Origin of the sequence: Aquabacterium sp., assembly GCF_050725395.1 — a bacterium.
Taxonomy (GTDB): domain Bacteria; phylum Pseudomonadota; class Gammaproteobacteria; order Burkholderiales; family Burkholderiaceae_C; genus Aquabacterium.
The window spans coordinates 1-26,467 of record NZ_JBOHHL010000044.1 but is presented as its reverse complement, the minus strand read 5'-3'; the positions used below and the strand labels follow the sequence as shown (position 1 = coordinate 26,467).

General features: G+C 62.7%; 25 protein-coding genes. 21 read left to right on the top strand and 4 right to left on the bottom strand.

The window, feature by feature from the left end; genetic code table 11:
• Positions 1-25 precede the first annotated feature (25 nt).
• From ACREB4_RS19025 to ACREB4_RS19000, 6 genes are all read left to right on the top strand, one after another.
• Positions 26-301, top strand: coding sequence for a hypothetical protein (locus ACREB4_RS19025; RefSeq protein WP_431589821.1), 276 nt, complete (start codon positions 26-28; stop codon positions 299-301).
• A 46-nt stretch (positions 302-347) separates the two neighbouring features.
• Positions 348-1,820: an aldehyde dehydrogenase family protein gene (locus ACREB4_RS19020; protein WP_431589820.1), complete on the top strand. Its 1,473-nt coding sequence runs from the start codon at positions 348-350 to the stop codon at positions 1,818-1,820.
• A 141-nt stretch (positions 1,821-1,961) separates the two neighbouring features.
• Entirely contained in the window at positions 1,962-2,885 is a 924-nt protein-coding gene (locus ACREB4_RS19015; RefSeq protein WP_431589819.1) for a branched-chain amino acid ABC transporter permease, read from the top strand.
• 21 nt (positions 2,886-2,906) lie between these two features.
• Entirely contained in the window at positions 2,907-3,995 is a 1,089-nt protein-coding gene (locus ACREB4_RS19010; RefSeq protein ID WP_431589818.1) for an ABC transporter permease subunit, read from the top strand.
• Positions 3,992-4,780 carry an ABC transporter ATP-binding protein gene (locus ACREB4_RS19005; RefSeq protein ID WP_431589817.1) on the top strand — a complete coding sequence of 263 codons (789 nt, stop codon included), beginning with the start codon at positions 3,992-3,994 and terminating at the stop codon, positions 4,778-4,780. The genes ACREB4_RS19010 and ACREB4_RS19005 overlap by 4 nt, the downstream gene beginning before the upstream one ends.
• Complete coding sequence (locus ACREB4_RS19000) at positions 4,777-5,496, top strand: ABC transporter ATP-binding protein (RefSeq protein ID WP_431589816.1); 720 nt, start codon at positions 4,777-4,779, stop codon at positions 5,494-5,496. The genes ACREB4_RS19005 and ACREB4_RS19000 overlap by 4 nt, the downstream gene beginning before the upstream one ends.
• Before the next feature lie 153 nt (positions 5,497-5,649).
• Here the strand turns inward: ACREB4_RS19000 and ACREB4_RS18995 are convergent, their stop codons facing one another.
• Positions 5,650-6,666 (bottom strand): XdhC family protein, encoded by a 1,017-nt coding sequence (locus ACREB4_RS18995; protein WP_431589815.1) that lies wholly within the window; start codon positions 6,664-6,666, stop codon positions 5,650-5,652.
• An 86-nt stretch (positions 6,667-6,752) separates the two neighbouring features.
• Here ACREB4_RS18995 and ACREB4_RS18990 point away from each other — a divergent pair, with 86 nt between their 5' ends.
• The 4 genes from ACREB4_RS18990 (at position 6,753) to ACREB4_RS18975 (ending at position 10,943) form a co-directional block, all read left to right on the top strand.
• Positions 6,753-7,643 (top strand): LysR family transcriptional regulator, encoded by an 891-nt coding sequence (locus ACREB4_RS18990; RefSeq protein ID WP_431589814.1) that lies wholly within the window; start codon positions 6,753-6,755, stop codon positions 7,641-7,643.
• Positions 7,644-8,154: 511 nt separating this feature from the next.
• The gene (locus ACREB4_RS18985) at positions 8,155-9,660 is read left to right on the top strand and encodes a cytochrome ubiquinol oxidase subunit I (protein WP_431589813.1); all 1,506 of its coding nucleotides are present in this window, start codon (positions 8,155-8,157) and stop codon (positions 9,658-9,660) included.
• 24 nt (positions 9,661-9,684) lie between these two features.
• The gene (locus ACREB4_RS18980) at positions 9,685-9,819 is read left to right on the top strand and encodes a hypothetical protein (protein ID WP_431589812.1); all 135 of its coding nucleotides are present in this window, start codon (positions 9,685-9,687) and stop codon (positions 9,817-9,819) included.
• Positions 9,804-10,943, top strand: a complete 1,140-nt coding sequence (locus tag ACREB4_RS18975; RefSeq protein ID WP_431589811.1) for a LysR family transcriptional regulator — start codon at positions 9,804-9,806, stop codon at positions 10,941-10,943. The genes ACREB4_RS18980 and ACREB4_RS18975 overlap by 16 nt, the downstream gene beginning before the upstream one ends.
• A 62-nt stretch (positions 10,944-11,005) precedes the next feature.
• Here the strand turns inward: ACREB4_RS18975 and ACREB4_RS18970 are convergent, their stop codons facing one another.
• Both ACREB4_RS18970 and ACREB4_RS18965 read right to left on the bottom strand, forming a co-directional pair.
• Entirely contained in the window at positions 11,006-11,896 is an 891-nt protein-coding gene (locus ACREB4_RS18970) for an NAD(P)-dependent oxidoreductase (RefSeq protein WP_431589810.1), read from the bottom strand.
• A 120-nt stretch (positions 11,897-12,016) separates the two neighbouring features.
• A complete protein-coding gene (locus ACREB4_RS18965; protein WP_431589809.1) occupies positions 12,017-12,646 on the bottom strand; it encodes an FMN-dependent NADH-azoreductase in 630 nt (209 codons plus the stop codon).
• Between the two features lie 111 nt (positions 12,647-12,757).
• Here ACREB4_RS18965 and ACREB4_RS18960 point away from each other — a divergent pair, with 111 nt between their 5' ends.
• The 10 genes from ACREB4_RS18960 to ACREB4_RS18915 all read left to right on the top strand — a co-directional run bounded on the left by ACREB4_RS18960 (position 12,758) and on the right by ACREB4_RS18915 (position 24,902).
• Positions 12,758-14,419, top strand: coding sequence for a hypothetical protein (locus ACREB4_RS18960; protein WP_431589808.1), 1,662 nt, complete (start codon positions 12,758-12,760; stop codon positions 14,417-14,419).
• 185 nt (positions 14,420-14,604) lie between these two features.
• Complete coding sequence (locus tag ACREB4_RS18955) at positions 14,605-15,831, top strand: hypothetical protein (protein ID WP_431589807.1); 1,227 nt, start codon at positions 14,605-14,607, stop codon at positions 15,829-15,831.
• Positions 15,828-16,298, top strand: coding sequence for a (2Fe-2S)-binding protein (locus ACREB4_RS18950; RefSeq protein WP_431589806.1), 471 nt, complete (start codon positions 15,828-15,830; stop codon positions 16,296-16,298). The genes ACREB4_RS18955 and ACREB4_RS18950 overlap by 4 nt, the downstream gene beginning before the upstream one ends.
• Before the next feature lie 3 nt (positions 16,299-16,301).
• Positions 16,302-18,476, top strand: a complete 2,175-nt coding sequence (locus ACREB4_RS18945; protein WP_431589805.1) for a molybdopterin cofactor-binding domain-containing protein — start codon at positions 16,302-16,304, stop codon at positions 18,474-18,476.
• Entirely contained in the window at positions 18,473-19,573 is a 1,101-nt protein-coding gene (locus ACREB4_RS18940) for an NAD(P)-dependent alcohol dehydrogenase (RefSeq protein WP_431589804.1), read from the top strand. The genes ACREB4_RS18945 and ACREB4_RS18940 overlap by 4 nt, the downstream gene beginning before the upstream one ends.
• A gap of 31 nt (positions 19,574-19,604) precedes the next feature.
• Complete coding sequence (locus tag ACREB4_RS18935) at positions 19,605-20,093, top strand: SRPBCC family protein (RefSeq protein WP_431589803.1); 489 nt, start codon at positions 19,605-19,607, stop codon at positions 20,091-20,093.
• 131 nt (positions 20,094-20,224) lie between these two features.
• The gene (locus tag ACREB4_RS18930; RefSeq protein ID WP_431589802.1) at positions 20,225-21,217 is read left to right on the top strand and encodes an amidohydrolase family protein; all 993 of its coding nucleotides are present in this window, start codon (positions 20,225-20,227) and stop codon (positions 21,215-21,217) included.
• Between the two features lie 13 nt (positions 21,218-21,230).
• Positions 21,231-21,842 carry a D-sedoheptulose-7-phosphate isomerase gene (locus ACREB4_RS18925; protein WP_431589801.1) on the top strand — a complete coding sequence of 204 codons (612 nt, stop codon included), beginning with the start codon at positions 21,231-21,233 and terminating at the stop codon, positions 21,840-21,842.
• A gap of 244 nt (positions 21,843-22,086) precedes the next feature.
• On the top strand, positions 22,087-23,691 hold the full coding sequence (locus tag ACREB4_RS18920; protein WP_431589800.1) for a phosphatase PAP2 family protein: 1,605 nt from the start codon (positions 22,087-22,089) through the stop codon (positions 23,689-23,691).
• A 53-nt stretch (positions 23,692-23,744) separates the two neighbouring features.
• On the top strand, positions 23,745-24,902 hold the full coding sequence (locus ACREB4_RS18915; RefSeq protein WP_431589799.1) for a lactonase family protein: 1,158 nt from the start codon (positions 23,745-23,747) through the stop codon (positions 24,900-24,902).
• A 77-nt stretch (positions 24,903-24,979) separates the two neighbouring features.
• On the opposite strand, the gene ACREB4_RS18910 is transcribed toward ACREB4_RS18915, so the two are convergent.
• Positions 24,980-26,035, bottom strand: a complete 1,056-nt coding sequence (locus ACREB4_RS18910) for a CDP-6-deoxy-delta-3,4-glucoseen reductase (protein ID WP_431589798.1) — start codon at positions 26,033-26,035, stop codon at positions 24,980-24,982.
• Between the two features lie 76 nt (positions 26,036-26,111).
• Between ACREB4_RS18910 and ACREB4_RS18905 the strand changes: the two genes are divergently transcribed.
• A partial coding sequence (locus ACREB4_RS18905; protein WP_431589797.1) for an NAD-binding protein occupies positions 26,112-26,467 on the top strand: 356 nt, incomplete at its 3' end.

Here is a 26,467-nt window from a genome sequence, read left to right as displayed (position 1 = left end):
GTCCAGGCCTTGAAACCTGCCGCTGATGAAAAAAACCGATCTGGAAAAAAGCAAGGCCTCGAAAATCATGGGCCAGATGCGCCAGGCGCCTCTGCCTGGGCGTTTTGGCAGCGCTGCCGCGGCCTTGCCCGACCGCCGCGAACAGCGCAAGATCGACCAGGCCAACAACCTGGTGCCATTCGCCGTGAAGCTGAACGCCGACCTGGTCAAGCAACTGCAAGCCCAGGCCGAGCAAGAAGGGGTGCCGCTGCCCGAGCTGGTCGACCGCGTGATCCGCGCCGGTCTGTCGGCCGCCCAGTGAGCCGCCAGAAGAATCTGCCCAAGTCCAAACTTCATTGGAGACAAGGATGAGCCAAGTCATGATGCACGTCGTCGATCCCAACACGGGTGAGTCCGACCCCGCGGTGATCCGCCAGGTGTTCGATCGTCAACTGGCCACGGCCCTGAAATGGCGTGAGTCCACCGCCGCCGAACGCATCGCCCGCCTGAAGAAACTGCGCGACGCCATGATGGCCCGCCGCGAAGACTTCTACGCCGCCTTCCAGAAGGACTACAGCAAGCCTTCCGCCGAAGTCGAAGGCACCGAGTTCATGCCGGTGCTCGACGAGATCAAGCATGCCATCGCCTCGCTCAAGAAGTGGATGACGCCGACCAAGGTGCGCCCCACGATGACGATGCTGGGCACCTCGGCCTGGATCGAATACCAGCCGCGTGGCCGCAGCCTGATCGTGGCCCCCTGGAACTTCCCGCTCAACCTGTGCTTTGGCCCCCTGGTGTCGGCGCTGGCCGCGGGCAACACGGTCATCCTGAAGCCGTCTGAGATGACGCCCGCCGTGAGCGTGGTCATGGCCGAGATCATCGCCGCCACCTTCCCGCCCGAAGAGGTGGCCTTGTTCGAAGGCAGCCTGCCCACCTCGCAAGTGCTGCTCGACCTGCCCTTCGACCACATCTTCTTCACCGGCTCGCCCGCCGTGGGCAAGGTGGTGATGGCCGCGGCCGCCAAGCACTTGACGAGCGTCACGCTGGAGCTGGGCGGCAAGTCGCCCGTCATCATCGACGAGACCGCCGACATCCGCCTGGCCGCCGAATCGCTGATGTGGGGCAAGTTCACCAACTGCGGCCAGACCTGTGTCGCGCCCGACCACGTCTACGTGCACGAGTCGGTCAAGGGCCGCTTCGTGGACGAATGCCGCAAAGTGCTGGCCGAGCGCTATGGCGCCACGCCCGCCGAGCAGCGCAAGAGCCCACATTTCACCCGCGTGATCAACCAGCGCCACACCCAGCGCGTGGCCGGCCTGCTGCAAGAGGCACAGGCCAAGGGCGCCAAGCTGCTGACCGGCGGCGACATCGACATTGCCACCTGCTACATCGCGCCCACCCTGATCGACCAAGTGCCGGCGGACGCCAGCATCATGAGCGAAGAGATCTTCGGCCCGGTGCTGCCGTTGATCGGCTACACCGACCTGGACGGCGTGGTGAACACCATCAACGCCGGGCACAAGCCCTTGGCGCTGTATGTGTGGAGCCGCGACAAGGACCGCACCCGCCGCCTGCTGGAAAAAACCAGCTCGGGCGGTGCCGCCATCAACCACTGCGTGCTGCACTACGCCCACGGCAACCTGCCGTTCGGCGGCGTCAACAACTCGGGCATCGGCAGCGCGCACGGTCACTTCGGCTTCAAGGCCTTCTCGCACGAGCGGGCGGTGCTCAAGTCGGGGCCGATCATGATGGCCAAGATGTTCTTCCCACCTTACACCGAGGCCAAGAAGAAGCTGATCCGCCTCACGGTGGACAGCCTGCGCTGGCCTTCTCCGTTCTGAACGTGTCCTGTTAAGATCGGACATTGATCCTTCCGATCTCTCCAGCCCGCTGGTCGCTGCCCCCTCCCTTGTCAAAGGGAACGGCAGCAACGTGGCGGGCTTTTTGCATGTGTTGCTTCTGCATGTGTGACTGACCGAGCTGTGGACACCTTCATTCAACAACTGATCAATGGCCTGGTGCTGGGCAGCATGTACGCCTTGGTGGCCTTGGGCTACACCATGGTGTACGGCATCATCAACCTCATCAACTTCGCGCATGGCGAGGTGTTGATGGTGGGTGCCCTCGTCAGCTGGACGGTGGTGACCAGCCTCGAGTCCTTGGGCTGGCCGGGTTGGGTGCTGTTGCTTTTGGCGCTGTTGGCCGCCATGGTGGTGTGCGCGGTGTTGAATTTCGTGATCGAGAAGCTGGCCTACCGTCCCTTGCGCAACGCGCCGCGCCTGGCGCCGCTGATCACCGCCATGGGCATGTCCCTGCTCTTGCAGACCCTGGCCATGATCATCTGGAAGCCCGACTACAAGCCGTTCCCCATCCTGCTGCCCGACGACCCGATCGACGTCATGGGTGCCACGACCAACCTGGTCCAGATCCTGATCGTGGCCGTGACGGCCATGACCCTGGCCGGCCTCATGGCCCTGATCCATGGCACGCGCCTGGGCCGGGCCATGCGTGCCACCTCCGAGAACCCGCGCGTGGCGCAACTGATGGGCGTGCGGCCCGACCGTGTCATCTCGGCCACCTTTGTCATTGGCGCCATGCTGGCCGCCCTGGCGGGTGTGATGTGGGCCGCCAACTACGGTTCGGTGCAGCACACCATGGGCTTCCTGCCAGGCCTCAAGGCCTTCACGGCGGCGGTGTTCGGCGGCATCGGCAACCTGCCGGGCGCCATGCTGGGTGGCCTGCTGCTGGGCCTGATCGAATCACTGGGCGCGGGCTACATTGGCGACCTGACCGGCGGCGTGCTGGGCAGCAACTACCAGGACATCTTTGCCTTCGCCGTGTTGATTTTGGTGCTGACCTTGCGCCCGCAAGGCCTGCTGGGCGAACGCGTGGCCGACCGTGCCTGATGCCTTGAGGTTGTTTTGACGATGAACGCCAAGAATCACCACAAGCTGTCCTGGTACCTGTTGGCCACCGTGGCCCTGCTGGTCCTGCCGGTGGTGGTGCAGGGCCTGGGCCAGGCCTGGGTGCGCATCCTGGATGTGTCCCTCATCTACATCTTGCTGGCCCTGGGCCTGAACATCGTGGTGGGATACGCCGGCCTGCTCGACTTGGGCTACGTGGCCTTCTACGCCGTGGGCGCCTACCTGTTCGCGCTGCTGGCTTCGCCGCACTTGACCGCGAACCTGCCTGCGGTGGCGGCCGTCTTCACGCATGGCTTGCACTGGCCCGTGTGGGCGGTGATCCCACTGGGCGCAGGCGTGGCGGCGCTGGTCGGCGTGCTGCTGGGCGCCCCCACCCTCAAGCTCCGGGGCGACTACCTGGCCATCGTCACCCTGGGCTTTGGCGAAATCATCCGCGTGTTCATGAACAACCTGGACGCGCCGGTCAACATCACCAATGGTCCCAAGGGCATCGACAGCATCGACCCCTTCACCATCTTCGGCGTCAGCCTGGGCGAGCCGTGGCACGTCATGGGACACGTGCTGCAGCCGGTCACCTTGCACTACTACCTGTTCCTGAGCATCGTGGTGCTGGCGGTGATCATCAGCCTGCGGCTTGAAAATTCGCGCCTGGGCCGAGCCTGGATGGCCATCCGCGAAGACGAGATCGCGGCCAAGGCCATGGGCCTGAACACCCGCAACCTGAAGCTGCTGGCCTTCGGCCTGGGCGCCACCTTCGGCGGCATGGCGGGCGTGCTGTTCGCCAGCTTCCAGGGTTTCGTGTCGCCCGAATCGTTCTCGCTGCAGGAGTCGGTCATGGTCGTGGCCATGGTGGTGTTGGGCGGCTCGGGCCATGTGCCGGGCGTGATCCTCGGGGCCTTCCTGCTGTCGGCCTTGCCCGAGGTGTTGCGCCACGTGGCGGGGCCTTTGCAGGCCATGAGTGGTGGGCGGCTGGATGCCTCCATCCTGCGACAACTGCTGGTGGCGCTGGCCATGGTCAGCATCATGCTGTGGCGGCCACGTGGCCTGTGGCCGGCGCCGCGCCATGAAGACGACAAGGGAGCCGCCGCATGAGCGATGCCCTTCTGCAGGTCGCCAACGTGTCCAAGCGCTTTGGCGGCGTCCAGGCCTTGAACAGTGTCGGGCTGAGCATCCGGCCGGGCCAGGTGCATGGCCTGATCGGGCCGAATGGCGCGGGCAAGACAACGTTCTTCAACGTCATCACCGGTCTGGTGCCTTCCGATAAGGGGCAGTTCGAACTGGCGGGCCGCCATTACAAGCCGACAGCGGTGCACAAGGTGGCCAAGGCCGGCATCGCGCGCACGTTCCAGAACATCCGCCTGTTCGCGCACATGACCGCGCTCGACAACGTGAGGGTGGGGCGCGATGTGCGCATGAAGGTGGGCTGGTGGCATGCCGTGCTGCGCACACCGGCCTTCGTGCGCGAAGAGGCCCGCATCACGGCCGATTCGCAGGCCTTGCTCGATTTCGTGGGCCTGGGCCATGTCGCGCAACAGACCGCCCACACCCTGAGCTATGGCGACCAGCGCCGCCTCGAGATCGCCCGCGCGCTGGCCACCGAGCCGCGCCTGCTGGCCCTGGACGAGCCCGCCGCCGGCATGAACGCGACCGAGAAGCTGCAGCTGCGCGAGCTGATCCGGCGCATCCAGGCGCAGGGCCGCGCTGTTCTGTTGATCGAACACGATGTGAAGCTGGTGATGGGTTTGTGCGACTGCGTGACCGTGCTGGACCAGGGCCGTCTGATCGCCTGCGGCACGCCGACCGAGGTGCAAAGCGACCCCGCCGTGATCGAAGCCTACTTGGGCACGGCGGCCCACAAGGCGGGAGTTCAGACATGAGCGCCTCACCCTTGCTGGAGCTGCGCCAACTCAGCGTGGCCTACGGCGGCATCCAGGCCGTCAAGGGCCTGAACCTGCATTTGAACCAAGGCGAACTGGTCAGCCTGATCGGTGCCAATGGCGCAGGCAAGACCACCACGCTGAAGGCCATCTGCGGCCTGCTCGAACCACAATCGGGCGAGGTGCTCTACCAAGGCAAGGGCCTGAAAGGGCAGGGCGCCTGGGACCTCGTCGCGCAAGGCCTGGTCATGGTGCCCGAAGGCCGCGGCATCTTCACGCGGATGACCATCGACGAGAACCTGAGCATGGGCGCGTACCTGCGGCGCGATGCCGCTGGCATCCAGGCCGACACGGAGGCCGTCTACCAGCGCTTCCCGCGCCTGAAAGAACGCCGCCGCCAACTGGCCGGCACTTTGTCGGGCGGCGAGCAGCAGATGCTGGCCATGGGCCGGGCCCTGCTGGCGCGCCCCAAGCTGCTGCTGCTGGACGAGCCCTCCATGGGCCTGGCGCCCATCATGGTCGACAAGATCTTCGAGGTCATCGCCGACATCGCCGACCAGGGCGTGACGGTGCTGCTGGTCGAGCAGAACGCCCACCGCGCGCTGGAGATCGCGCACCGCGCCTACGTCATGGACTCGGGTGAACTGGTGCTCGAAGGCCCCGCACAGAACCTGCTGAACGATCCGCAGGTGCAGGCAGCCTACCTGGGTTTGTGAGAAGACACGCATGACGAAGCGAGCAGGCGGCGTGCCGCGGGGCCACCGCCATGGGCGTTCCATGCACCAGCGGATGAGACAGCTTGTCGCCTTCAAACCGAGCGCTCGCACCCGCCGCCAGAAGGATGCCAACGGTTCCCTGCTCTGGCGTGGTCAATTGATCTGGCACGGTGCGCTGACCCCCGACTGCGGATGCCGAACACCTCGGTCTGCGGCGATCGGCTGGTCATGGCCACGCTTGACGCAGGTCATGTGCGCCAGGATGGACACCGCAATCTCGGGGGGCGTTTTGCTGCCGATGGCCAGGCCCACCGGACCATGCAGGCTGTCCACCTCTTCCTGTGTCAGATCGAAATGCAACCGGAGCCGATCACGCCTTTGGTCGTTGTTCAGGCGCGAGCCCAAGGCCCCCACGTAAAAAGCAGGCGACTTCAAGGCCTCCATGAGGGCGAGGTCGTCCAGTTTCGGGTCGTGGGTCAGGGCCACCACGGCGCTGTGCAAGTCGGGGGCCATGTCGATGACCGCGTCGTCGGGCATGCCTGCCACGTGCAGCGCACCCGGTACGTTCCAGGGCGCATTGAACTCCGGGCGCGGGTCGCACATGGTGACTTCGTAACCCAAAGCCTGTGCCATGGGGGCGAGGTAGCGGGAAATCTGGCCTGCTCCGATGATCAACAGGCGCCATTGCGGACCGTGCTGGGTGATGAGCGTGCGTCCATCCCAGGCAGGCAGAAGGCCGCGCTGGCCACTGCCCACGGTAACCTGTCCGCTGGGCAGATCAATGGTCCGTTGCGCCAACTGACCGGCCCGAACACGCTGTTCGAGTTGCTGCAGCAATGACAGGTCGAGCGTGGGTTCCACCACCAGTTGGACCGTTCCGCCACAGGGCAGGCCAAAGCGATGAGCCTCGTCCTTGGTCACGCCATAGCTCAGCAAAAATGGGGCCTCATCTCGCCACTGTCCGGCCTTCATCTGAGCGATGAGGTCGTCCTCTATACAGCCGCCAGACACCGATCCTTCCACCAGGCCATCATCGCGCAAGGCCATCCAGGCGCCAGCCGGGCGGGGCGAGGAGCCCCAGGTCTGGGCCACGGTCACGAGTGCCACGCGGTGGCCGCACTGAGCCCAGCGTCGAACGGCGGTGAGCAGCTGCTGATCCATGTTCTCCATGCCAACCATTAACCTTTCAGCGAGCCTGAGCGGACTTTCGCAGTACCCTTTTCGGTCCCCAACCCCCGCCTTCATGGAGTTGAAGTTTGGACACGCACACTCTCCAGTTGTTCGTAGACGTTGTCAAGCTGGGCAGTTTCGCCGCCGTGGCCCGCCAGCAAAATCTGGATCCTTCGTCGGTGTCCCGTTCGGTGGGTGCCCTCGAAGACGAATTGAAACTGCGGCTGTTGCAAAGAAGCACACGCCAGGTGTCACTGACGGAGGCGGGCGCCCTCTACTTCGAGCGCATACAGCCACTGCTCGAGGAAATGCGGCAGGCCGGCCAGGCCGCCGCCGATTTCTCAAGCCAGCCTCGGGGCACCTTGCGGGTCACCGCCTCCAACGCCTTCGGGCTGAAGAGGGTGGTGCCGCTCTTGCCTCCGTTCAGGGAAAGCTACCCGGAACTCGTGGTCGACCTGATGCTCACAGACACCATCGTGGACATGCTGGCAGAACGCATGGACCTGGCGATACGCCTGGGCACGTTGCCCGACTCGAACCTGGTGGCGCAGCCTTTGGTGCGCACCCATTACCTGGTGTGCGCCAGTCCCGGCTACCTGCAAAAGCATGGCCGGCCCACTCAGCCTGCCCAGGTCTCCGACCATGACTGCCTCCTTTTCCCGTTGCCGGGCTTTCGCTCCCGGTGGCTGTTCCGTGACCAGCAGGGCATGGTCAGCGAAGTGGCCGTCAGCGGCCGGGCCTTGATCTCCAATGGTTTGGGCTTGCAGCACTGCGCGAGTGCGGGCATGGGCCTGGCGCTGTTGGCCGACTGGCAGGTGGCGACTGACCTCGAATCAGGTGCGCTGGTCAATCTCTTTCCCGACCTCGAAGTGACCGCCACCACCTTCGACACGGGCGCCTGGTTCGTCTACCCGTCGCGCTCCTATGTTCCATTGAAGCTGCGTGTGTTCATGGATTTCGTCAGGTCGGCGATGTAGGCCCCCTGGTCTTGGTGCCGTTAGAGCACGAGTCTGTTGCGCGGCAAGGTCTTGGAAAGCAGCGCGTGCGCTGCCACAGTGATGCCGTTCGCACCATTGATCGATCCATGAATACTTCCAGCACGACCGGACAAGGGCAGGGGCATCTGCCATCCGGCATGTCAGCGCCAACTCTGGCCTCGCCTTGGTTGATACGGTGGCTGGCGTGTTGCCTATGGCGCAGAGGCGGTCTTGGTCGCGTTGAACGCCATGGCGGCCTGCTTCATTCTCGCGCCGATGCAGGCGTCTATGGGCGGCACGGGGCGCTGTCTGTTCGGTCTGCTGTGCACTGCGGTGGCTTGGTGGCTGGCCATGCGATGACCCGCGGCGCCCAACCCCTGCACTGAATATTTGCACTTCAGCGGTGCTCCGCGTTATTTGATGCGTCGGACGCAATTCATAAATACCCTTGTGCTGCTTTTTTGTGCTTCGCTGGCACTTTAAATTCATCCCATGATTTGGGAGTTTTATCGTGTCCTCTGCCGAATTTCTACAAATTTTGCTCCGTTTTCAATTTGGTTTGAGCGCCAGTTTTCATTATCTTTTTGTGCCACTGTCCTTGGGGCTGCTCCTGTGCATGACCTTGATGAACACGGCCTATGTTCGAACCGGGCGCTACCATTTGTGGCTGGCCGCTCGTTATTGGAGACGATTCTTCCTCCTCAGTTGGGCGACGGGTTTCATCACCGGCTACCCTTTGCGCTGGCAGTTGCACGACGAATGGAGGTTTTACACGCAGGCGGCTTCGCCGGTTTTGCAACAGATATTCGCCATGGAAGGTGTGATTGCGCCCTTGATGCTGCTGGCCATCGCGGCTGTGGTGGTTTGCCGGGGTGCGCGCAGCGCCAAATTCCAAATGGTGGCGAACTGGGTCCTCCTGGGGCTGATGGCCCTGCAGGTCGTCACCATTTTGTCGGTGAATGCTTGGATGCAAGATCCCGTCGGCGTGGCATTCGGCCTTGATGGGTGGCGCTTGTCGTCGCTGTCGCAGGTTCTGTTCAGCGAAACTTCCCTTCATAAAATTGTTCATACATTGGCCGCGGCCATGTTGACCGGCGCATTCTTTGTTTTGGCGATGGCCTGTGGCTACATCGCCAGAAATCAGCACCTTGAAATTTACGGGGCTTCATTGAAGCTCGCCGCGTGGGTAAGCCTGGGGTCGGTGTTGATCATAGGATGGAGTGGGCATGCCAGCGCGGTCAATGCATCGCAGACCCAGCCCATGAAGTTCGCGGCATTCGAGGCTCACTGGAAAGCCGAAGATGGCCCGGCCCCGCTCATCCTGTTTGGTGTCCCCGATCAGGAGCAAGGCCGCAATCACTACGAAGTGCGGGTGCCCTTCATGCTCAGCTTGCTCACCAATGGCAACTTTGAGCCCGTCCAGGGCATCCACGATCTGACGGCGCAGGCGAAGGGAAAGGTCGCCCTGGCTTTGAGCCATCCCGGGGATCCCAACCGCGCAGGCTGGCTGAAACTGCACGACGACACGGCGGGCCGTTATGGGGTGCAATGGTCCACCTTGTCTCCAAATGAGCGCCTGGCCAAGGTGGGGAAGGCAGCTCAGCCGTCGGTGTCCTTGGTTTTTCTGAGCTTTCGGATCATGGTGGCCTCCGGCCTCGCGATGTTGGTGCTGTCTGCATTGGTGTTCATCAACCGGAATGGTCTGGCGGAGGGGCGCCTGCCCAGGTTGCGCAACCTCATCCGCTTAAGTTGGCCGCTGCCTTGGCTTGCCACCTTGAGTGGCTGGGCGGTGTGCGAGATTGGGCGCCAGCCATGGACCGTGTACGAGCGCTTGCCGACTTTTCGATCCAGCAACATACCCTTGCTGCAGGACGGTGTGTTGACGTTCATGTCGATGATGGTGGCGGGACTGTTTATCACCGTGGTGTTCTTCATGGCATTTCGCGCCATCCACTTGGCCGGGCCCGAACGAGAGCATTGGCCAAGGCCATGGCGACTTGGCTTGAGTCGTCATTGAGAAGACCATGTCAAGGAGGGGGGAGTGGGCGAAGACATGGGCATGCATGCCGATTTCTTCAACTTGTATTTTTGTAAAGCCGACGATAAAGTCGGTGAACACAAGCGCATCGTGAACGCGCTTCAAAAAGAGATGGGGGCCTTATGGACATGGAGTTGATGAAAACCTTCATTGACGTGATGCGTCGTGGCAGTTTTGCAGCAGTCGCCAAGGATCGAAATCAGGCACCGTCTTCCATCTCGAGGGCCATTGCTTCCTTGGAAGACCAATTGAGCCTACGCCTGTTTCAACGGACGACCCGTCGGATGTGCCCCACGGAAGCGGGGGAGCGCTATTTCGAGCTCATCGAGCCATTGGTGATGGAAATGGAGCGCGCCAAGCAAACGGCGATCGACATGGCTTCTCGTCCAATGGGGACCCTTCGCTTGACCACGTCGGTCTCGTTCGGGCAAAAGTGCATCATCCCTTTGATGCCGGAATTCGCCAAGACTCACCCCGACCTCACGCTCGACCTGCACCTGACCGACACCGTGGTGGACCTGCTGGCCGAGCGCATTGACTTGGCATTGCGCCTTGGCCCTTTGAGGGACTCGTCACTGGTGGCCCACCGATTGATGGGCGTGCGTTACATCGTGTGCGCCAGCTCACAGTACCTCAGCCAGCATGGTTGTCCGGCCCATCCTCAGGAACTTCAGCATCACAATTGCCTGCGCTTTTCCCTGGCCGGATTCCGGTCTCGTTGGTTTTTCAGAAGCAAGGCCGACAGGGCCGAAACCTTGGAGGTGCCCATCCATGGCAAAGGCATTTTCTCAACGGCCATTGCATTGGAAAAATGCGCGCTGGCCGGCATGGGCATTGCCTTGCTGCCTGATTGGTTGGTCTCCCATGAGATCAGGCAAGGCAACTTGATCGACCTGTTTCCGCAATTCGACGCGTCTGCCGCTGATTTCAACACAGCGGTCTGGATGGTCTATTCCTCACGCACCTTTGTTCCGCAAAAAGTCAAGGCGTTCACTGAGTTTCTTCGGGCGCGCCTCACCACGGCACTTCAGGCGGCCCCGCTGGTCCCCCATCAACGCGCGCAGCCCTATGCCTACGCTGCTCACGAACTGTATGTGCCCGGCGAGTTGCCAGCCTCGCGCTTTTCAGCCATGCCTTCATTGGTGAATGAGCCTTTGCCGTTGTGGCCTTTGCCGAGTCCCGAGGAGCAAGCCTTGATCCAACGGGGCATGGGTGGCTTTGAGTGCGACGACCTGTCGGCGGAAGCCCAGGAACTGGATTGATGGTAGAGGGTCTGCCCCACAGTGCAGACCCCCTTTGAAGGGCGCTTTGCCTCCGGCAACTTCTATGAGGCCTCCACGCTCAATGGCAGTTTGTACAACTGCGCAACGGCCGAAATGTTCTCTTGACCGTGCCCTTTCTGCACCGCGTGATCGAACACATCGGTGCCTGCTTGGAGCACAGGCAATGCAGGAGCACCGGCTTCAGAGGCCGCAGCTTGGAGGTACTTGAAATCCTTCAGGGCCAGTTCGACCGGGAACATTGGCAGGTAGTTGCGCGACAGCATCTGGGCCATGATGTTTTTAGCGACCGGGCTGATCACGGGCAAGTCGGTCAGCGCACCAATCGCTGTGCATGAATCCAGGCCTTCGGCTTCGATGAAGCTCAAGATTTCCGCCAAGGTGACGACCTGCATGCCGAACAAGGCATTGGCGGCAAGTTTCATCACCGTGGCGTCGCCAACCTCGCCCACGTGGCTGATGCGCGAGCCGAGCACTTCCAGGATCGGGCGGACATGCGTGAGGCAGCCTTGCGATCCGCCGACCAGGAAAATCAATTCGCCGGCTTGTGCCTGGGGTCGAGAGCCCACCACCGGGGCGTCAAGAAATTGAGCGCCTTTGGCATGGACCATCTGCCCCAGCTCCCTGACCCATGAAGGGAACAGCGTGCTGGATTCAATGGCCACCGACCCCTTTCGCAGTGCATGGAGCGCTCCGTCCACCGGATCAAGCCAGACGGCCTTGGACGCCCTGGCGTCCGTGACCATGCTGATGACGACGTCGGCATCGGCCGCCGCCATCGCAGGCGTCGCAGCGCTGAGGGCTCCGGCCTGCACCAGTTCTTTGGCGGCCTCGACACCACGGTTGAAGATGGTCACTGCGTGACCGGCGGCCAGGAGGCGACGGGCCATCCTGGAACCCATGGCACCCATTCCGAGCACAGCGATTCGTCTCATGATTTCATTCCTTTCCTGTCGGCGAGGCAACATGGCCCCAGGTCTTTGGCCAGGCCTGTCGGCGTCTGCCCGGACCACTCAGCGGTGGCTTTGCACGAGCGCCTGCCTGGATCCCAGCGGTCAAGGGGCCAGCATCGCGGTCGCGATGGCATCCTTCAAACTTCTCTTGCGGGTTTCAATCTGATCAGGTTCGGTGGTGGTGCCTTCGAGAACAAAGAAGTGCACGTTGGCGATGCCCAGGAATCCAAGTAGCGAACGCAAATAGGGCTGGACGAAATCCAGGGAAGCCAGTTGTCCACCCGGGGCATAGCCCGCCGCGCCGTAGGCTGACACGATGTAGACCGGCTTGTCCTTCACCAAGCCGAACAATCCGCGTTCGGCGTCGAAGCCGAAAGTCTTTCCCGCGCGCACGATCTGGTCGATGTAGGCTTTCAGGCCCGAGGGGATGGAAAAGTTGTAGATCGGAACACTGATCAGCAGGGCGTCGGCCTCGGTGAACTGCTGGATGAGCCGATCCGACAGCGCGGTGGCCTGACGGCTTGCCGGCGTGTGCTGATCTTCGGGCGTGTAAAACCCGGCAATGGTGCTTTCATGAATATGTGGAACTGGCTCGATGGCCAAATCCAGCATATTCACGTGGCTGGGGGTTTTATTTTCGCTGCGCCACAGGGCCTCGGCGAAATCCGCCAACGAACGCGAGTGGGAGCCAGTTTCTCTGGCGCTGCAATCAATTCTGAGCAAGGTGGCCATGGTGTTTCCTTGGTGTTGGAATAAGTCAGGGCCCGATGCTATTTGTTCGAGGGTCGGCTTTAAACCCTATTTGGTGCATGAGATTGATGCGCAAAACGCTTCAGTGGCCTGTTGCAGTCAAGCGGCGGGATTCATCCGCCAATGGCACTTGTATTTTGCGCCATTCGCGATTTACACCAATATTGCCCCCCCTTATGGTTAGGACGCCAACCCAAGGCAAATGGTTTTAATTTGCACGGCGCTTTTTCCGCCAATGGAGTCACCATGAGCATCACTGAGCAATCTTCCCACCGACATATTCATGCTGCCGACTCTCCGAGTCACGTGCCGGAGGCGTTCATGTCGTCGGAGGTGCTGCCGGCCGACGATGCGCAAGGGGCACTTCCAGGCGCGCAACGACGCCAGGACGTCGCGCAATACATCCATGATGGAGAAATCGTGACGGGCTATGGTTATGGGGGCAGTGAGTCCTTGACCATTTTTCTTGAAGACTCGCAGCGCCGGCAAGTCGTGCGCAAGGTTCTGAGCGAGCGTCTGATTACCGCGCGCTGGGGCCGTGACGGTCAGGGCGTCATGCTGCCGCCTCACAACAAGGCTCGCCGGCAAGCCGCCTGGCTGTTGGACTTGCCCGAGAACCTGAGCGATCTGTTCCCTCGCATGTTGGCGCTGAGAACCAACCGCCCGGCTCGGCAGACCGATTGCCAGGAGTTCATCTACGACATGAGCTATGTGCCGGGCATCGAGCTCAGCCGCTTCGTCAAGGACCACAAGCCGGCGCCCGCGGTCGTCGCCTGGTTGTACAGCGAAGTCTTTTCATTGCTCAAAGACAAGGTGCATGCCCAGCGCCAACGCGTGCCCAAGGGCCCGACCCTGGAGGTTTCCTACTTCAGCAAGATTGAGCAGCGCCTGGCTTTGTCGCAGGAAACAGCGCCACGCACCTTCTCGGACGAATTGCTGCGGGCCAGTCACATCTGGCTCAATGGCAAAAAAATGTTGAACCTGCCGACCTTGCTTAAGACCTTCCGCGGCAATGGGATTTTTCAAAGCGTGCTCGAACCTCGCTATCACAGCCTGGTCGTGGGCGACACCAACACCGAAAACATCAAGCTGGGCAACATCGAGCCCCTGCTGGCCCTGGATCACTGCACCGAATTCAGCAAGATCTCCATCGATGCCAAAGACCTGCAAATCCGCTTCCTGGACCCCCGCGCCATTGGTTTCCACGAGAACGGCCTGGACACGGGCGCGGACGATCCCATGTACGACAACAAGCCCTGGCACAACTCCATCGGCAACTATGACGCCATCCATGGCGAGCACTTCGACATCACCTCGGCCCGCTTTCACGGGGCCCCGGATCTGCAAATCGACCTGCATGAAGGCCATCCTTATGCGCGGTCCTACAAAGGCATTGAAAGACATTTCTTCGAGGCCATGACCCGCGCGTGGGACCTCAATAATCTGAGCGGCATGTTCTGGCGAAACGATCCCTATTGGACCATTCGGTTCGCCTTTCTCATGGGCACGCACTTCATGGCGATGCCACCCTTCCATTTCAGCCGTGGAGAAGACGGGCAATTGGCCGACAACGCCCAGGCCCAGAAGCGGCCACTGGCCATTTACGCCGAGGGCATCAAGTGGCTGAACTTGGCCCTCGGCATGCTTCGGGGTGATGTCCATGAGTTGTTCGGCTTCGAGGTGCCGGACGTCAGTGTGCCGGTGCGTTATCCGGTTCAGGCGGAGCGCAGGCACCTGGAATTGACCCGCCATTGAGGCCGCTCATGGAATCGCTTTTCAAGCCATCGGCCGATCAGGTGCTTGGCCGGCTTGCGAGGAAAGCGCCGGCTGATCCTGCGCCGGCGCTCGCTCGCCTGTCCAGTCCATGGCACAGCTGCATGCATGGCCTGGGCCTGGGAAGTCGCCCTTGGCGCTTCGGGGCCCCGGGGGCGGAGGGCGCGTTGCGGTCGCTGAGTGAAGGCTTTGTCCGCAGTCAGGGCGGCGCCTACGCCCGGTTGGTTCGCCACCTCGTGGGCGTGCTGCTGGGCTCCACCGATGAGCCCTTGCGCGGTGATCACGTCATCGCGTGGTTAATGCAGCTTGAAGGCCCCCCTGTCGATGCCATGGGGTGCTCGCTGGCCGTGCACACGCTGTGCCGCGTGGGAATCGCCCAGCGTCATGAAGCATGGCTTCGGCCACGGTTGAAGGAGGCGGCACGCCGCCTTTTCGCCCTGCCATCGCCGAACGACCAGGACTTGTATGTCCGGTTGTCAGCCCTCGTGGCGGTGTTCAGCGCTGCCGCGCAGGCCGGCTGGTTGGATGACTTCAAGGACGAATCACCCCGCTTTCGTCCCTTGTCCGTCTTCCTGGATTTGCAACGGACATTGAAAAGCCCTTTTCTTCGAGGCCGTTGCTTTGCCTTGATGCTGTCGGTGATGGGCGGCTCCGATTGGCAGGCTATGGGTGGGGCCGGTGGCACGTTTCGCCAGCCCTTGGCCGACGTGCTTCGCATGCTGGACCAGGCATGCCAAGCCGATTGGTCCCAGCCCGGAGACGGCATCCACGAGGGGCCTGACTACCTGTTGTTTCCTCTCTCGGAGCTCTTGTCGGCGATGGCTGGTGCGGGGCTGGGCGACCAGGCGTTTGCCGAGCGGGACTGGGTGGCCACGGCGCGACAACTCTTTGCGCGCGCATCGCTCAGTTCAAGGTGTTCGCAACTGACTTTCCATGGCATGGCCTTGCATAGCCTGGGGCTGGCCACGCCGGAGCATTTGAGAACCTTGGTGCTGGACACCGCTGGGCGCTATGCGGCCAGTGGCTTGTTGGCGTCCCACGATGCCTATCTGCGCTGTACCTACTTGGTCACCTTCGCTGATCGCTTGCGGTGCCGCGGCGAATTGTCCGCCGCCATTGAACAACGCTTGGCGATCGCCTTGATGTCGACTCATCCGGCAGAGCCTGCTGTGAACCCCAAATACCTGCGTCAATCGATGTCTGCGGCGTACCTGCTTTATGCCGCCAGCGACCACGGTGACGCGCTTGGCCTTGCCAGGGTCGCCGGCCTCATCCAGGACAGCTGGAGCAGGTCGGTCTGGCCATGGCGTGACTGGGGTCCGATTGAATTTGGCCATGCGCTGGTTGACGCCGCGCTGGATGCCGTGCCCTGTCTTCTGCGAGGTCGATCATGAAAATCATCCCCATCCAGGTGAACGGTCAAACGCGGCGGATCAAGGCGCCGCCTGGAATGCCTTTGCTGTGGGTCTTGCGCGAGCAGCTGATGCTGACCGGCACGAAGTATGGTTGCGGGGCAGGGCAATGTGGCGCCTGCACGGTGCTGGTCAAGGGGCAAGCCGTGCGTTCATGCATCACGCCTGCGGCATCGATCGGCCGCGCGCCGGTGTTGACCATCGAAGGCATGGGGGCCCATCCGATGAAACACGTTCAAAAGGCCTGGGATGAGCTGGATGTGCCGCAGTGCGGCTACTGCCAATCGGGCCAGATCATGAGCGCGGTGGCCTTGCTGACCGAGCATCCCTCTCCTACCGAGGCCCAAATCGACGAGGCCATGCGGGGCAACATCTGCCGCTGTGGCAGTTACGCGGAAATCAGGGCCGCCATCCGTGCAGCCGCCGCTGTCTTGCAGGGAAAGGCTTGAGCGATGGACAAGATCCTCATGGACCGCAGGCGTTGGATCCAGCTGGCCGGTGCCTCTGGGGCCAGTTTGCTGCTGGGCCTGCACTTGCCTGCCGCGCAAGGGCAACAGCGCCTGGATGACGAGGCGCCCGCGATCCCCTTCAACGCCTTCGTTCAGATCGACCAGGATGGCTTGGTGACCATCACGGTGCACAAGAGCGAGATGGGACAGGGGGTGCATACCTCCCTTCCCATGCTGGTTGCCGAGGAGCTGGAGGTGGATCTGTCGCGGGTCAAGGTGGCTTCGGCCCCCGCGCATGCGCAGTATCGCCACACCCAGTGGGGGCCATTCCAAGGCACGGGCGCCAGCACCAGCGTGAGCACGGCGTGGTCCCAGTTGCGGCAGGCGGGCGCGGCCGCGCGCGAAATGCTGGTGACCGCCGCGGCCCAGCAATGGGAGGTGCCCGTGGCGGAATGCACCGCTCGCGACGGCCAGGTCGTTCATGGGCCCAGCGAGCGGCGTTTGCCCTATGGCGCGCTGGTATCCCGTGCTTCGCACCTGCCGGTTCCCGCCAACCCTGTGCTCAAGGCGCGGGCTGATTTCAAGTTGATCGGCCAATCGGTCAAGCGCTTGGACACGGCCTGCAAAGTCGATGGTTCGGCGGTATTCGGCATCGATGTGCAACTGCCCGACCTCCTGATCGCGGCGATTGAACGGCCGCCCGTGCCCGGCGCCAAGGCCAAGCTGGCTGCGATGGACAGGGCCAGGGTGTTGCGACTGCCAGGTGTGAAGCAGGTGGTCTCGCTGTCCATGGGCGTCGCCGTGGTGGCCGACTCGTTCTGGACAGCGCAGCAAGCCTTGCCCTTGCTGAAGATCGTGTGGTCGCCTTTGCAGCGGCCGGAGTTGGACAGCGAGCTGCTGTGGCGTAAATACCGTGCGTTGGCAAACGAAGCCGGGACCGTGGTCCACGAGACCGGGCGGGGCACCACGGCGCGGCAGGCCGATGAGCAGGTGCTGGACTTGGTGTACGAGGCGCCTTACCTCGCCCATGCTGCCATGGAGCCGCTCAACTGCACCGCGGACGTGCGTGCGGATGGTTGCGACGTGTGGACAGGTTCGCAGATGCAAACCACCGATCAGCAAAGCGCCTGCGCCATCACCGGCCTGCCGCCCGAGAAGGTGCGGATTCACACCACCTACCTTGGCGGCAGTTTCGGGCGCCGTGCCAACCCTCATGCCGACTTCGTGAAGGAAGCGGTCGAACTGTCGATGCGGCTGAAGGCGCCCGTCAAGGTCATCTGGAGTCGTGAAGCCGACATGCGCGGGGGCTTTTACCGTCCCATGCACCTCAGTCGAATCCAGGCAACGGTGGGCCCCACTGGTCGGCCGAGTGCGTGGGCGCACCGCATCGTGAGCGAGTCCATCGTGACCGGCACGCCGTTTGAGAAGGCCTTGGTCAAGCACGGCGTGGACCATTTGTCGGTGGAGGGTGCTGATCCACCCTATGCCTTGCCGGCCAAACGACTCGATGTTCACACCGCTGACAACGGCGCCTCGGTGTTGTGGTGGCGGTCGGTGGGGCACTCGGTGAACTCCTTCGCGGTGGAGTCGGCCCTCGACGAAGTGGCTTGCTTGACCCGGCGCGATCCGTTGGCGCTGCGGCTGGACCTCCTTCAGGACCAGCCGCGCCATGCGGCGGTGCTGCGTCTGGTGGCGGAGAAGGCGGGGTGGACTCAGGCGGCCGCGCCTGGCGTTCACCGGGGACTGGCCCTTCACCAGTCCTTCGGCAGCGTGGTGGCCCAGGTGCTTGAGATCACCGTGGACAAAGCGGGATGGCCCACGGTCAAGCGCGTCGTGTGCGCGGTGGACTGCGGCGTGGTGGTTCATCCCGAGACGGTCAAGCGGCAAGTGGTCTCCGGGGTTGTTTATGCCTTGTCGGCGGCGCTGCATGGCGAGATCCGCTTCGAGCAAGGTCGGGTGGTGCAGAGCAACTTTCATGACTACACCGTGCTGCGCATGGACGACACCCCGCCCATCGAAGTGCATTTGTTGCCCGGCGATGCCCCGCCTTCCGGGGTGGGCGAAGTCGGTGTGCCGCCCACCGCACCTGCCCTGACCGCCGCTTACTTCCAAGCCACGGGCAGGCGCGTGCGGCGATTGCCTTTGTTGTCCCATCTTTCCCCGGAGAAAACATCATGACGATTCAAGCCATGGGCGCAGTGCTGCGCCAGGCCAATGCGCCTTTCAAGCTGGAGCCGATCGAGCTGGCCGAACTGGCGCCTGGCGAGGTGCTGGTGCGCAATGACGCATGCGGCATCTGCCACACCGACGTCATTGCCGGTGGCATGGTGCCTTTGCCGGCGGTGCTGGGGCACGAAGGTTGCGGCACCGTCGAGTTGCTCGGCAGCGGGGTCAGCGGCCTGCGCGTCGGTGACCGTGTGATCAGTTCGTACCCGTTTTGCAATGCCTGTTCAGGTTGCCACGCGGGCCGCCCCTACCACTGCGTGCACCACATGCGTTTGGGCTTTGGCGGTCGGCGGCTCGATGGTTCTGCCACCCTCTCGCAAGAAGGGGCGGCGCTTTCGGGGGCGTTTTTTCAGCAATCTTCTTTTGCGACCCATTCGGTGGTGCCTCAGCACAACCTGGTCATCGCCGAACAGGCCTATCCGGCGGAACACCTGGCGGCCATTCCTTGTGGGGTGCAGACGGGTGCCGGCGCCATCCTCAACACCTTTGGTGTGTCTGCTGGCGACAGCCTGGCGGTCTTGGGCTGCGGCACGGTGGGCATGAGCGCGGTGATGGCGGCCAAGCTGGCCGGTGCCTGGCCCATCGTGGCTGTCGACATGCACCAGAACCGTCTGGACCTGGCGCTCGAACTGGGGGCGACGCAGGTCATCAACGCGTCGCAAGGCGAGGTCGGACGGCGCATCCTGGACATCTGCCCGAACGGGGTGCGGTACGCGCTGGAGACATCGGGGCACGAGGCCGCGCTCAATGACGCATTGCAGGCGCTGGCCATTGGCGGACGTTGCGGCATGGTCATCGCGCCGCACATGGGCCGTCAGTACCCTTTCGACACCTCTCAGATCTTCAAGAAGGCCGCTTCACTCGAGGGCGTGATCCAAGGCTCGGCGGTGCCTCGCTCCTTCCTGCCCCGTTTGTTGGATTTCCAACGCGAGGGCCGGTTTCCGTTCGAACGCCTGATCAAGACCTATCCCTTCGAGCAAATCAACCGCGCCTTCGAAGACGCGGCCAACGGCAGCACGGTGAAGGCAGTCCTGATGTTTTCCCACTGACACGCCATTCATCACGCCAAGGAGGCAACCCATGAGCAAAGTATTCATCAGCGCCGTCATTGAGGCGGACATCAATCCGGTGTGGAAGCTCGTGCGCGAGTTCAATGGCTTTCCAAAGTGGCACCCGGCGGTGGTTCGAAGCGAGATCGAAGATGGCCGCGAAGAAGACGCGGTCGGGTGTGTGCGCTCGTTCGAGTTGAACAATGGTGCGTGGATACGGGAAAGGCTTTGCGCGCTCGACGACACAGCGCACTCCGTCAGCTACACCATTCTGCGCGCGCCGCTGGCGGTGACCCATTACCACGCCAGCCTGGCCCTGATGCCGATCACCGAGGGTGACCCAGCCACGCTGGCCGTGTGGCAGGCCGAATTCCGCTGCGCCGCCGATGAGGAGTCCCGGCTGGTGGTTGAAATCGAAGACCTGTTCAAGGCCGGCCTGGCGGCGCTTCAGTCGGTGTTTGGCCGGCCCAAAGCCCAAGCTGGACAGACGCCAGCGCTCATGACAGGAGGTGGGCGATGAGGCCCGATCGCCGGCAGTTTATGAAGGGTGGGGCGGCGCTGGTGGCCTCGGCCTGTGGCGGTTGCCATGGGGTCATGACCGCCTCTTCGGTCCCAGGTCCCATGTTCCGGGTGGCTGTGGAGGAGCACTTCGTGGTCCCAGAACTCCTGGCCGAGTGGACCGCGCTGCTGGAGGCGCTCCCTGAAGGGCTGGACCCTGCGTTCGCCAGCCTTTATGGCAAGTTGTTCCACAGTCCGGTGGGCCAGGTCATCTCGGGCAAGTTGCTGGACGTGGACGCCTCGCGCCTGGCCGCCATGCAGGAGGCCCACATCGACTTCGCGATCCTGTCGCTCACTGCGCCCGGCGTTCAGCTCTTCGCGGCGGCCAAGGCGAATGACTACTCCCGCAAGGTCAATGACTTCCTGGCCGCCGTGGTGGCGCGCCATCCAGACCGTTACGCCGGGCTGGCCACCTTTAGCCCCCTTGATCCGCAAGGGGCCGTTCAAGAGTTGCGGCGTTGCGCGTCGGAACTGGGCCTTTGCGGGGCGCTGATCAATTCGCACACGCAGGGCCGCTACCTGGACGCCCCCGAACAGGCACCCGTCCTGGCGGCCTTGGAAGAGTTGGGCTTGCCTTTGTATTTGCACCCACAGACACCTTCGCCCGCCATGGCGGCGCCTTACCTGGCCTATGGTCTGGAAGGACCAGGGTGGGGTTTCGCGGCTGAAACCGGCCTGCATGCCATGAGGATGATTCTGGGCGGTGTTTTTGACCGGCATCCGAACCTCAAGGTCGTGCTTGGGCACTTGGGGGAAGGTATTCCGTGGTGGTTTTCCAGGATCGATAGCAGGTTTCAAATGGCCGCTCATTTCAAAGGGGCGGGGGTTCGCCTCAAAAAACCACCCAGCGAATATTTCAAAACTAATTTCTACGTGACCACGAGTGGCATGTCCGATGACAAAAATATGAAATTCGCCATAGATGCCGTGGGTGTGGATCACGTGTTGTTCGCCACTGATCACCCGTATGAAAACATGGGCCAGGCCAGCCAGAGTCTGGATGGCTTGAATGTCGATCCCGCGGCCAAGGCCAAGATCAGCAGCCGCAACGCCATCAAGTTGTTCCGACTCGATCTTCAAACCTGAAAGCGCCGGCAACATGCAGACCCACCCCCACCTTGAACGCGACATCCGAGACCACCTGACCAACCAGGCCAACCTGACTCAGGCGCTGTTGGACAGTGAGCAGGTTGGCAAGGCCTTGGCCCTTGCCGCGAATTTGTGCCTGAATGCCGTTCGCGGTGGCCATGCCCTGTGGTTCGTGGGCAATGGCATCAGCGCGGTGGACGCTCAACGCATGGCGGCATTGGTCATGACCAAGGGCATGGCCTGCGCTGTGCCGGTTCGCGCTTTTGCACTGGCCACCGATGGGGCGATGGTCACCGCTTTGGCCAACGACCATGGCGTGTCGTCGATGTTTACCTGGCAGATCAAATCCGTTTGCAAGCCTGGTGATGTCCTCCTGGCTTTTTCCAGTTCGGGGAATTCGCCGAATGTGGTCGAAGGCTTGCGCCTGGGCAAGATCATCGGCATGGCCTCGATTGGCTTCATGGGTGCGAAACCCGGAGAGATGGCGCGTTGGTGCGACGCTTGTCTTCACGTTCCATCCGCCCATTCGAGCTTGGTTCAGGACGCCCATGTGACGCTAGGCCGTGTGCTGGCGACGTTGCTGATGGACGCCTTGAAATCCGGAGGCTCGCTGTCGCATTGACCTCGACCCCCTCCGAGGCTCGTCGCGGATCAGGGCCATTCGTCTGAATTTTTGATTTTCCTGAAAAACAGATTGACGAATAATTCGTGCGTTCGGTGTATTTCAATTTTGCATGGCGGGTTGTTTTATTGGCGAGCAGGCGAGCTAATACTGAGTTCGTCGTTGTGATATTCGCTTCGTTATTTAAAAAGCAAGAAGTTATTGGTTTGTCTTCACCAGCCATTCTAAATTTTTTGGAGCTGCCATGTCGAAAATTGAAAACCGTGCCAGAGAAAATTCGCCCTCGATGCCGGAGGAGGTCCATGAACGCGGCGAAGGCCTCAAATCATGGGTGGCGTCCTGCCTGCTGCCGGCGACCTTGCTGTTGACCCCGACCTCCTGCTTGTGGGCGGCCAATCCGGTGGATGGGGTGGGCGAGGCCTACGGCGCCCAATTTGACGCTGCGGACGGTGTTCAGGCGCCGGCATCGCGCGTGCCCCGACCGTCCAAGGACACTGCGCAGCGCCTTTTGTACTGGAACGAAGTCGCGATCAACGCCAGCGGCCTGGACCACACACCAGTGGCGCCCGGCGACCAACGCGTGTTTGGCGAGCAGATCGGGCCGGCCCGATCCAGCCGCGCCATGGCCATCGTTCACATCGCGATGTTCGATGCGGCCAATGCGGTCTCCGGCAAATACACGAGCTATTCCCCAGGCGTCACCCAACAGGGCAACACTTCGGTCGATGCCGCCGTTGCCCAGGCTGCGCACGACACCCTCATCGCCATGTACCCCTCGCAAAAGCTGGCTTTCGACAAGGCGCTGACCGATGACTTGGCCAAGTTGGACAACAACCTGGCCCGGCAACGCGGCATCGAGTTGGGCCGGCGCTCGGCGGCCGCCATCCTGGCCACACGCGCCAATGACGGCTCGGACTTCAAAGAGCCGGTGGTGGGTGTCGATTTCACACCCAGCAACCAGCCTGGCAAGTGGCGGCCCGATCCGGTCAGTCAAATTCCTTTGGCCCTTGGCCTGCACTGGGGCAAGGTCAAACCGTTTGCGTCAGAGGCGATCAGGTCTTACCGCCTGCCGCCGCCGCCATCGATGAAGAGCGCCGAGTACACCGTGGCCTTCAATGAACTCAAACGACTGGGGGGCGATGGGGTGAGCACTCCCACGATCCGCACGGAAGACCAAGGCGTGGCCGGGCGCTACTGGGCCTACGATGGCATGCCCAGCCTGTGCGCGCCGCCGCGGCTGTACAACCAGGTGGCTGTGCACATCGCCAAGCAGCAAGGCACGGCCAACAGCTACATCGACCTGGCCCGCCTGTTGGTGCTGGTGAACGTGACGATGGCCGACGCGGGCACCGCAGCCTGGGACAACAAGTGGTATTACCAACATTGGCGGCCGGTCACTGGTCTGCGAGAAGCCGATCCTGGCACGGGCCCCACCGGCCTTGGCGATGGCAACCCGGCCACCAGGGGCGATCCCGACTTCATGCCTTTGGGGGCGCCGGCCGACAACATCAAGGGGCCCAATTTCTCGCCCCCGTTCCCCTCGTACCCGTCCGGACACGCCACCATCGGTGGCGCACTGTTCGAGACCTTGCGCCAGTTCTATGGCACCGACAACATCGCCTTCAGCTTTGTATCGGACGAGTACAACGGCCTGACCGTGGACAACACCGGCAACATCCGCCCGCTCGAAGTCCGAAGCTTCTCCACGCTGTCTCAGGCAGAGGAAGAGAACGGCCAAAGCCGCATCTACCTGGGCATCCATTGGGCCTTCGACAAGACCCAGGGAATTTCGCTCGGTCGGCGCATCTCGCGCTATGTGTTTCGTCACGCATTCCTGCGGGCCGACTGAGCTGATCGTTCAGCCTTCTCATCTGTTGTTCAACCATTTCTACAAGGCAAGCCATGAAAACGACACGCATCGCACTTTTCGTCTCCTCGCTGATCTGGGCCTCGGCCACGCTGGCCCATGTCCACGCCCATGACAGCAATGTCTACGTCATGTCCAACGCACAGGAGGGCAACAAGATCGCTGTTCTCAAGCGCAGCCCGGAAGGGCGCCTCAGCATCCTGGGCAAGTACCCAACGGGCGGCGCGGGTTCGGGTGTCGGCTTGACCACGCCCGAGGACCCTCTGGGTTCTCAGAACGCCTTGGTGCTCAGCCGCGACAACCAATGGCTGTTCGCGGTCAATGCCGGCAGCAACCAGGTCTCCGCTTTCAGGGTGCAGCAAGATCGCCTGGTGCTGACCGGTGTGGCCAACTCCGGTGGGCGCTTCCCGGTCAGCGTCGCGGTCAAGCAAAACCGCATCTATGTGCTCAACGCCGGGGGCGAGGGCAATGTCACCGGCTTTCAGGTCGGCCGCAATGGCAGCCTGACGCCGATCCCCGGATCCACGCGTTCGCTGCACACGCCGACAACCGAACTGGGTCCGCAACCCGACATCTTGCGGACGGTTGCCCAGGCGGAGTTTTCTCCGGATGGTGACTACCTCGTCATCACCGACAAAAAGCTGGACACGAAGGGCAGCATCAAATGGTTTGCCTATGACGACGCCACGGGCTTGTTGTCGCGCAATCCTGCCGTCAAGGCGTCGCCCGATCCACTGCCGTTTGGCTTTACCTTTGACCGCAAGGGGCGCCTGTTCGTCACAGAAGCCGTCGGGGGCACGGTGTCGTCTTACCGGTTTTCAGACGATGGCCAATTGAACATGCTCGGTCGTTCGGTGCCCAATGGTCAGCTGACCACCTGTTGGATCGACGGAACCAACAACTACCTGTACACCAGCAACACCGCGAGCAACACGCTGACGGGTTACAGCATCGAGCGCAGTGGCCAGCTCAAGCTGCTCAATGCCAACGGTGTGGCGGCGCGCCTGTCTGATGGCCACGGCCCGGTGGACGTCAAGGTGTCGGGCGACCAGGCTTTCCTGTCGGTGGTCAATGGGCGCTCGGGCACGGTCAGCTCGTACCGCATTGAGCCGTCCGACGGGGAATTGGTGCCGGCCGACGAGATCGCTGTTTTCCCGCCGCTGACGGGCATGGTGGGCCTGGCTGCTGAATAGTGCACAGGTGAGGGCAGGCTGCGGGCCGGACACGGTTTGCTGCCTGCCCCCTGTGCCACGGGGCCGACAGGTTTGCGCTAGCCGACCTTGTCGGCCTCGCTGGTGAAGGCGTCGGCGAAGAAGCATTCGGCCGGCAAGCCATGCCGGTTCACGAAGTCGCGCTGGGCCACCTGCACCATCACCGGCGCGCCGCAGGCGTAGACCTCGTGGCCTGACAGGTCGGGCAGGTCTTGCACCACGGCGTGGTGGACGAAGCCAGTGCGGCCGGTCCATTCGTCGGTCGGCTTGGGTTCCGACAACACCGGCACGTAGGTCAGCCAGGGCAACTCGGCCGCCGCTTGCGACATCCAGTCGTGCAGGTACAGATCGGCCTTGCTGCGGCAACCCCAGTACATCACCGTCGGCCGAGTGATGCCCTTGAAGCGCATGTGCTCGATGATGGCCTTGATGGGCGCGAAGCCTGTGCCCGAGGCCAGCAGCACCACGGGCTTGTCGGAATCCTCGCGCAAGAAGAAGGTGCCGTAGGGGCCTTCCATGCGCAGGATCTCTTTTTCCTTCATCGTGCCAAAGACATGGTCGGTGAACTTGCCGCCTGGCATGTGGCGCAGGTGCAGCTCCATGGTGGTGATGGGGGCCGAGCCTTCCACTTCCAGGGTCGCGGTGCTCTTCGCGTTGGCCATGGAATAGCTGCGCCGGCTGCCATCCTTCAGGATGAATTCGACGTACTGCCCGGCGCGGAAACCGAAGGTGTTGTTGGTGGGCAGCTGCAGTCGCATCACCATCACGTCGGGCGCGGCCAGGGTCAGGCTGATGATGCGCGTGGGCATCTTGACGATGGGGAAATCGCCTGCCGACACCACCTGGCGCGATTCGATCACCAGGTCGGTTTGGGGAGTGGCGCAGCAGGTCAGCATCCAGCCGGCGGCTTCTTCTGCCTCGCTCAGGGATTTGGCCTGGTGAGCCCCATGGATCACGCGGCCTTCGACCAGCTTGCATTTGCACGAACCACAGGCGCCATCCTTGCAGCCATAAGGCAGGCCGACGTTGTCGCGGATGGACGCGCTCAGCACGGTCTCGTCGCGCTGCATCGAGAATTGGCGCCCGCTGGGCACGATGGTCACGGAAAAGCTCAAAACTTGGCTCCACTGCGTTCAGAATCCCGAGCATTGTCCCTCAGCCCGGCCGCCGACCAACGGCCATTGTCTTCACATGCCCAGCCCGACTTTCAGCCGACCAGCCCGCTTCCGCCAGACCCGCGTGCTGATCGTGGGCTGTGGTGACGTGGGCCTGCGCGTGGCGCGCGAACTGTTGCCGCGTTGCCGTGTCTTGGCCCTGACCTCGCAGGCCGAACGGGCCGCGGCTCTGCGGCAGGCGGGACTGGTGCCCCTGCTGGGCAACCTGGACCAGCCGGCCACGCTGGCCCGGCTGGCGGGGCTGGCCGCGCGCGTGGTGCACCTGGCCCCGCCACCCGGGCAGGGCGCGCACGACACGCGCACCGCGCACCTGCTCCAGGCCTTGTCGCGACGTGGCCGCGTGCGCTCGCTGGTCTACGGCAGCACCACCGG

Coding starts and splice junctions, on each gene's coding strand:
- ACREB4_RS19025 (WP_431589821.1), top strand. CDS start 26: ATGAAAAAAACCGATCTGGAAAAAAGCAAGGCCTCGAAAATCATGGGC.
- ACREB4_RS19020 (WP_431589820.1), top strand. CDS start 348: ATGAGCCAAGTCATGATGCACGTCGTCGATCCCAACACGGGTGAGTCC.
- ACREB4_RS19010 (WP_431589818.1), top strand. CDS start 2,907: ATGAACGCCAAGAATCACCACAAGCTGTCCTGGTACCTGTTGGCCACC.
- ACREB4_RS19005 (WP_431589817.1), top strand. CDS start 3,992: ATGAGCGATGCCCTTCTGCAGGTCGCCAACGTGTCCAAGCGCTTTGGC.
- ACREB4_RS19000 (WP_431589816.1), top strand. CDS start 4,777: ATGAGCGCCTCACCCTTGCTGGAGCTGCGCCAACTCAGCGTGGCCTAC.
- ACREB4_RS18995 (WP_431589815.1), bottom strand. CDS start 6,666: ATGGAGAACATGGATCAGCAGCTGCTCACCGCCGTTCGACGCTGGGCT.
- ACREB4_RS18975 (WP_431589811.1), top strand. CDS start 9,804: ATGGACATGGAGTTGATGAAAACCTTCATTGACGTGATGCGTCGTGGC.
- ACREB4_RS18970 (WP_431589810.1), bottom strand. CDS start 11,896: ATGAGACGAATCGCTGTGCTCGGAATGGGTGCCATGGGTTCCAGGATG.
- ACREB4_RS18965 (WP_431589809.1), bottom strand. CDS start 12,646: ATGGCCACCTTGCTCAGAATTGATTGCAGCGCCAGAGAAACTGGCTCC.
- ACREB4_RS18950 (WP_431589806.1), top strand. CDS start 15,828: ATGAAAATCATCCCCATCCAGGTGAACGGTCAAACGCGGCGGATCAAG.
- ACREB4_RS18945 (WP_431589805.1), top strand. CDS start 16,302: ATGGACAAGATCCTCATGGACCGCAGGCGTTGGATCCAGCTGGCCGGT.
- ACREB4_RS18940 (WP_431589804.1), top strand. CDS start 18,473: ATGACGATTCAAGCCATGGGCGCAGTGCTGCGCCAGGCCAATGCGCCT.
- ACREB4_RS18935 (WP_431589803.1), top strand. CDS start 19,605: ATGAGCAAAGTATTCATCAGCGCCGTCATTGAGGCGGACATCAATCCG.
- ACREB4_RS18925 (WP_431589801.1), top strand. CDS start 21,231: ATGCAGACCCACCCCCACCTTGAACGCGACATCCGAGACCACCTGACC.
- ACREB4_RS18920 (WP_431589800.1), top strand. CDS start 22,087: ATGTCGAAAATTGAAAACCGTGCCAGAGAAAATTCGCCCTCGATGCCG.
- ACREB4_RS18915 (WP_431589799.1), top strand. CDS start 23,745: ATGAAAACGACACGCATCGCACTTTTCGTCTCCTCGCTGATCTGGGCC.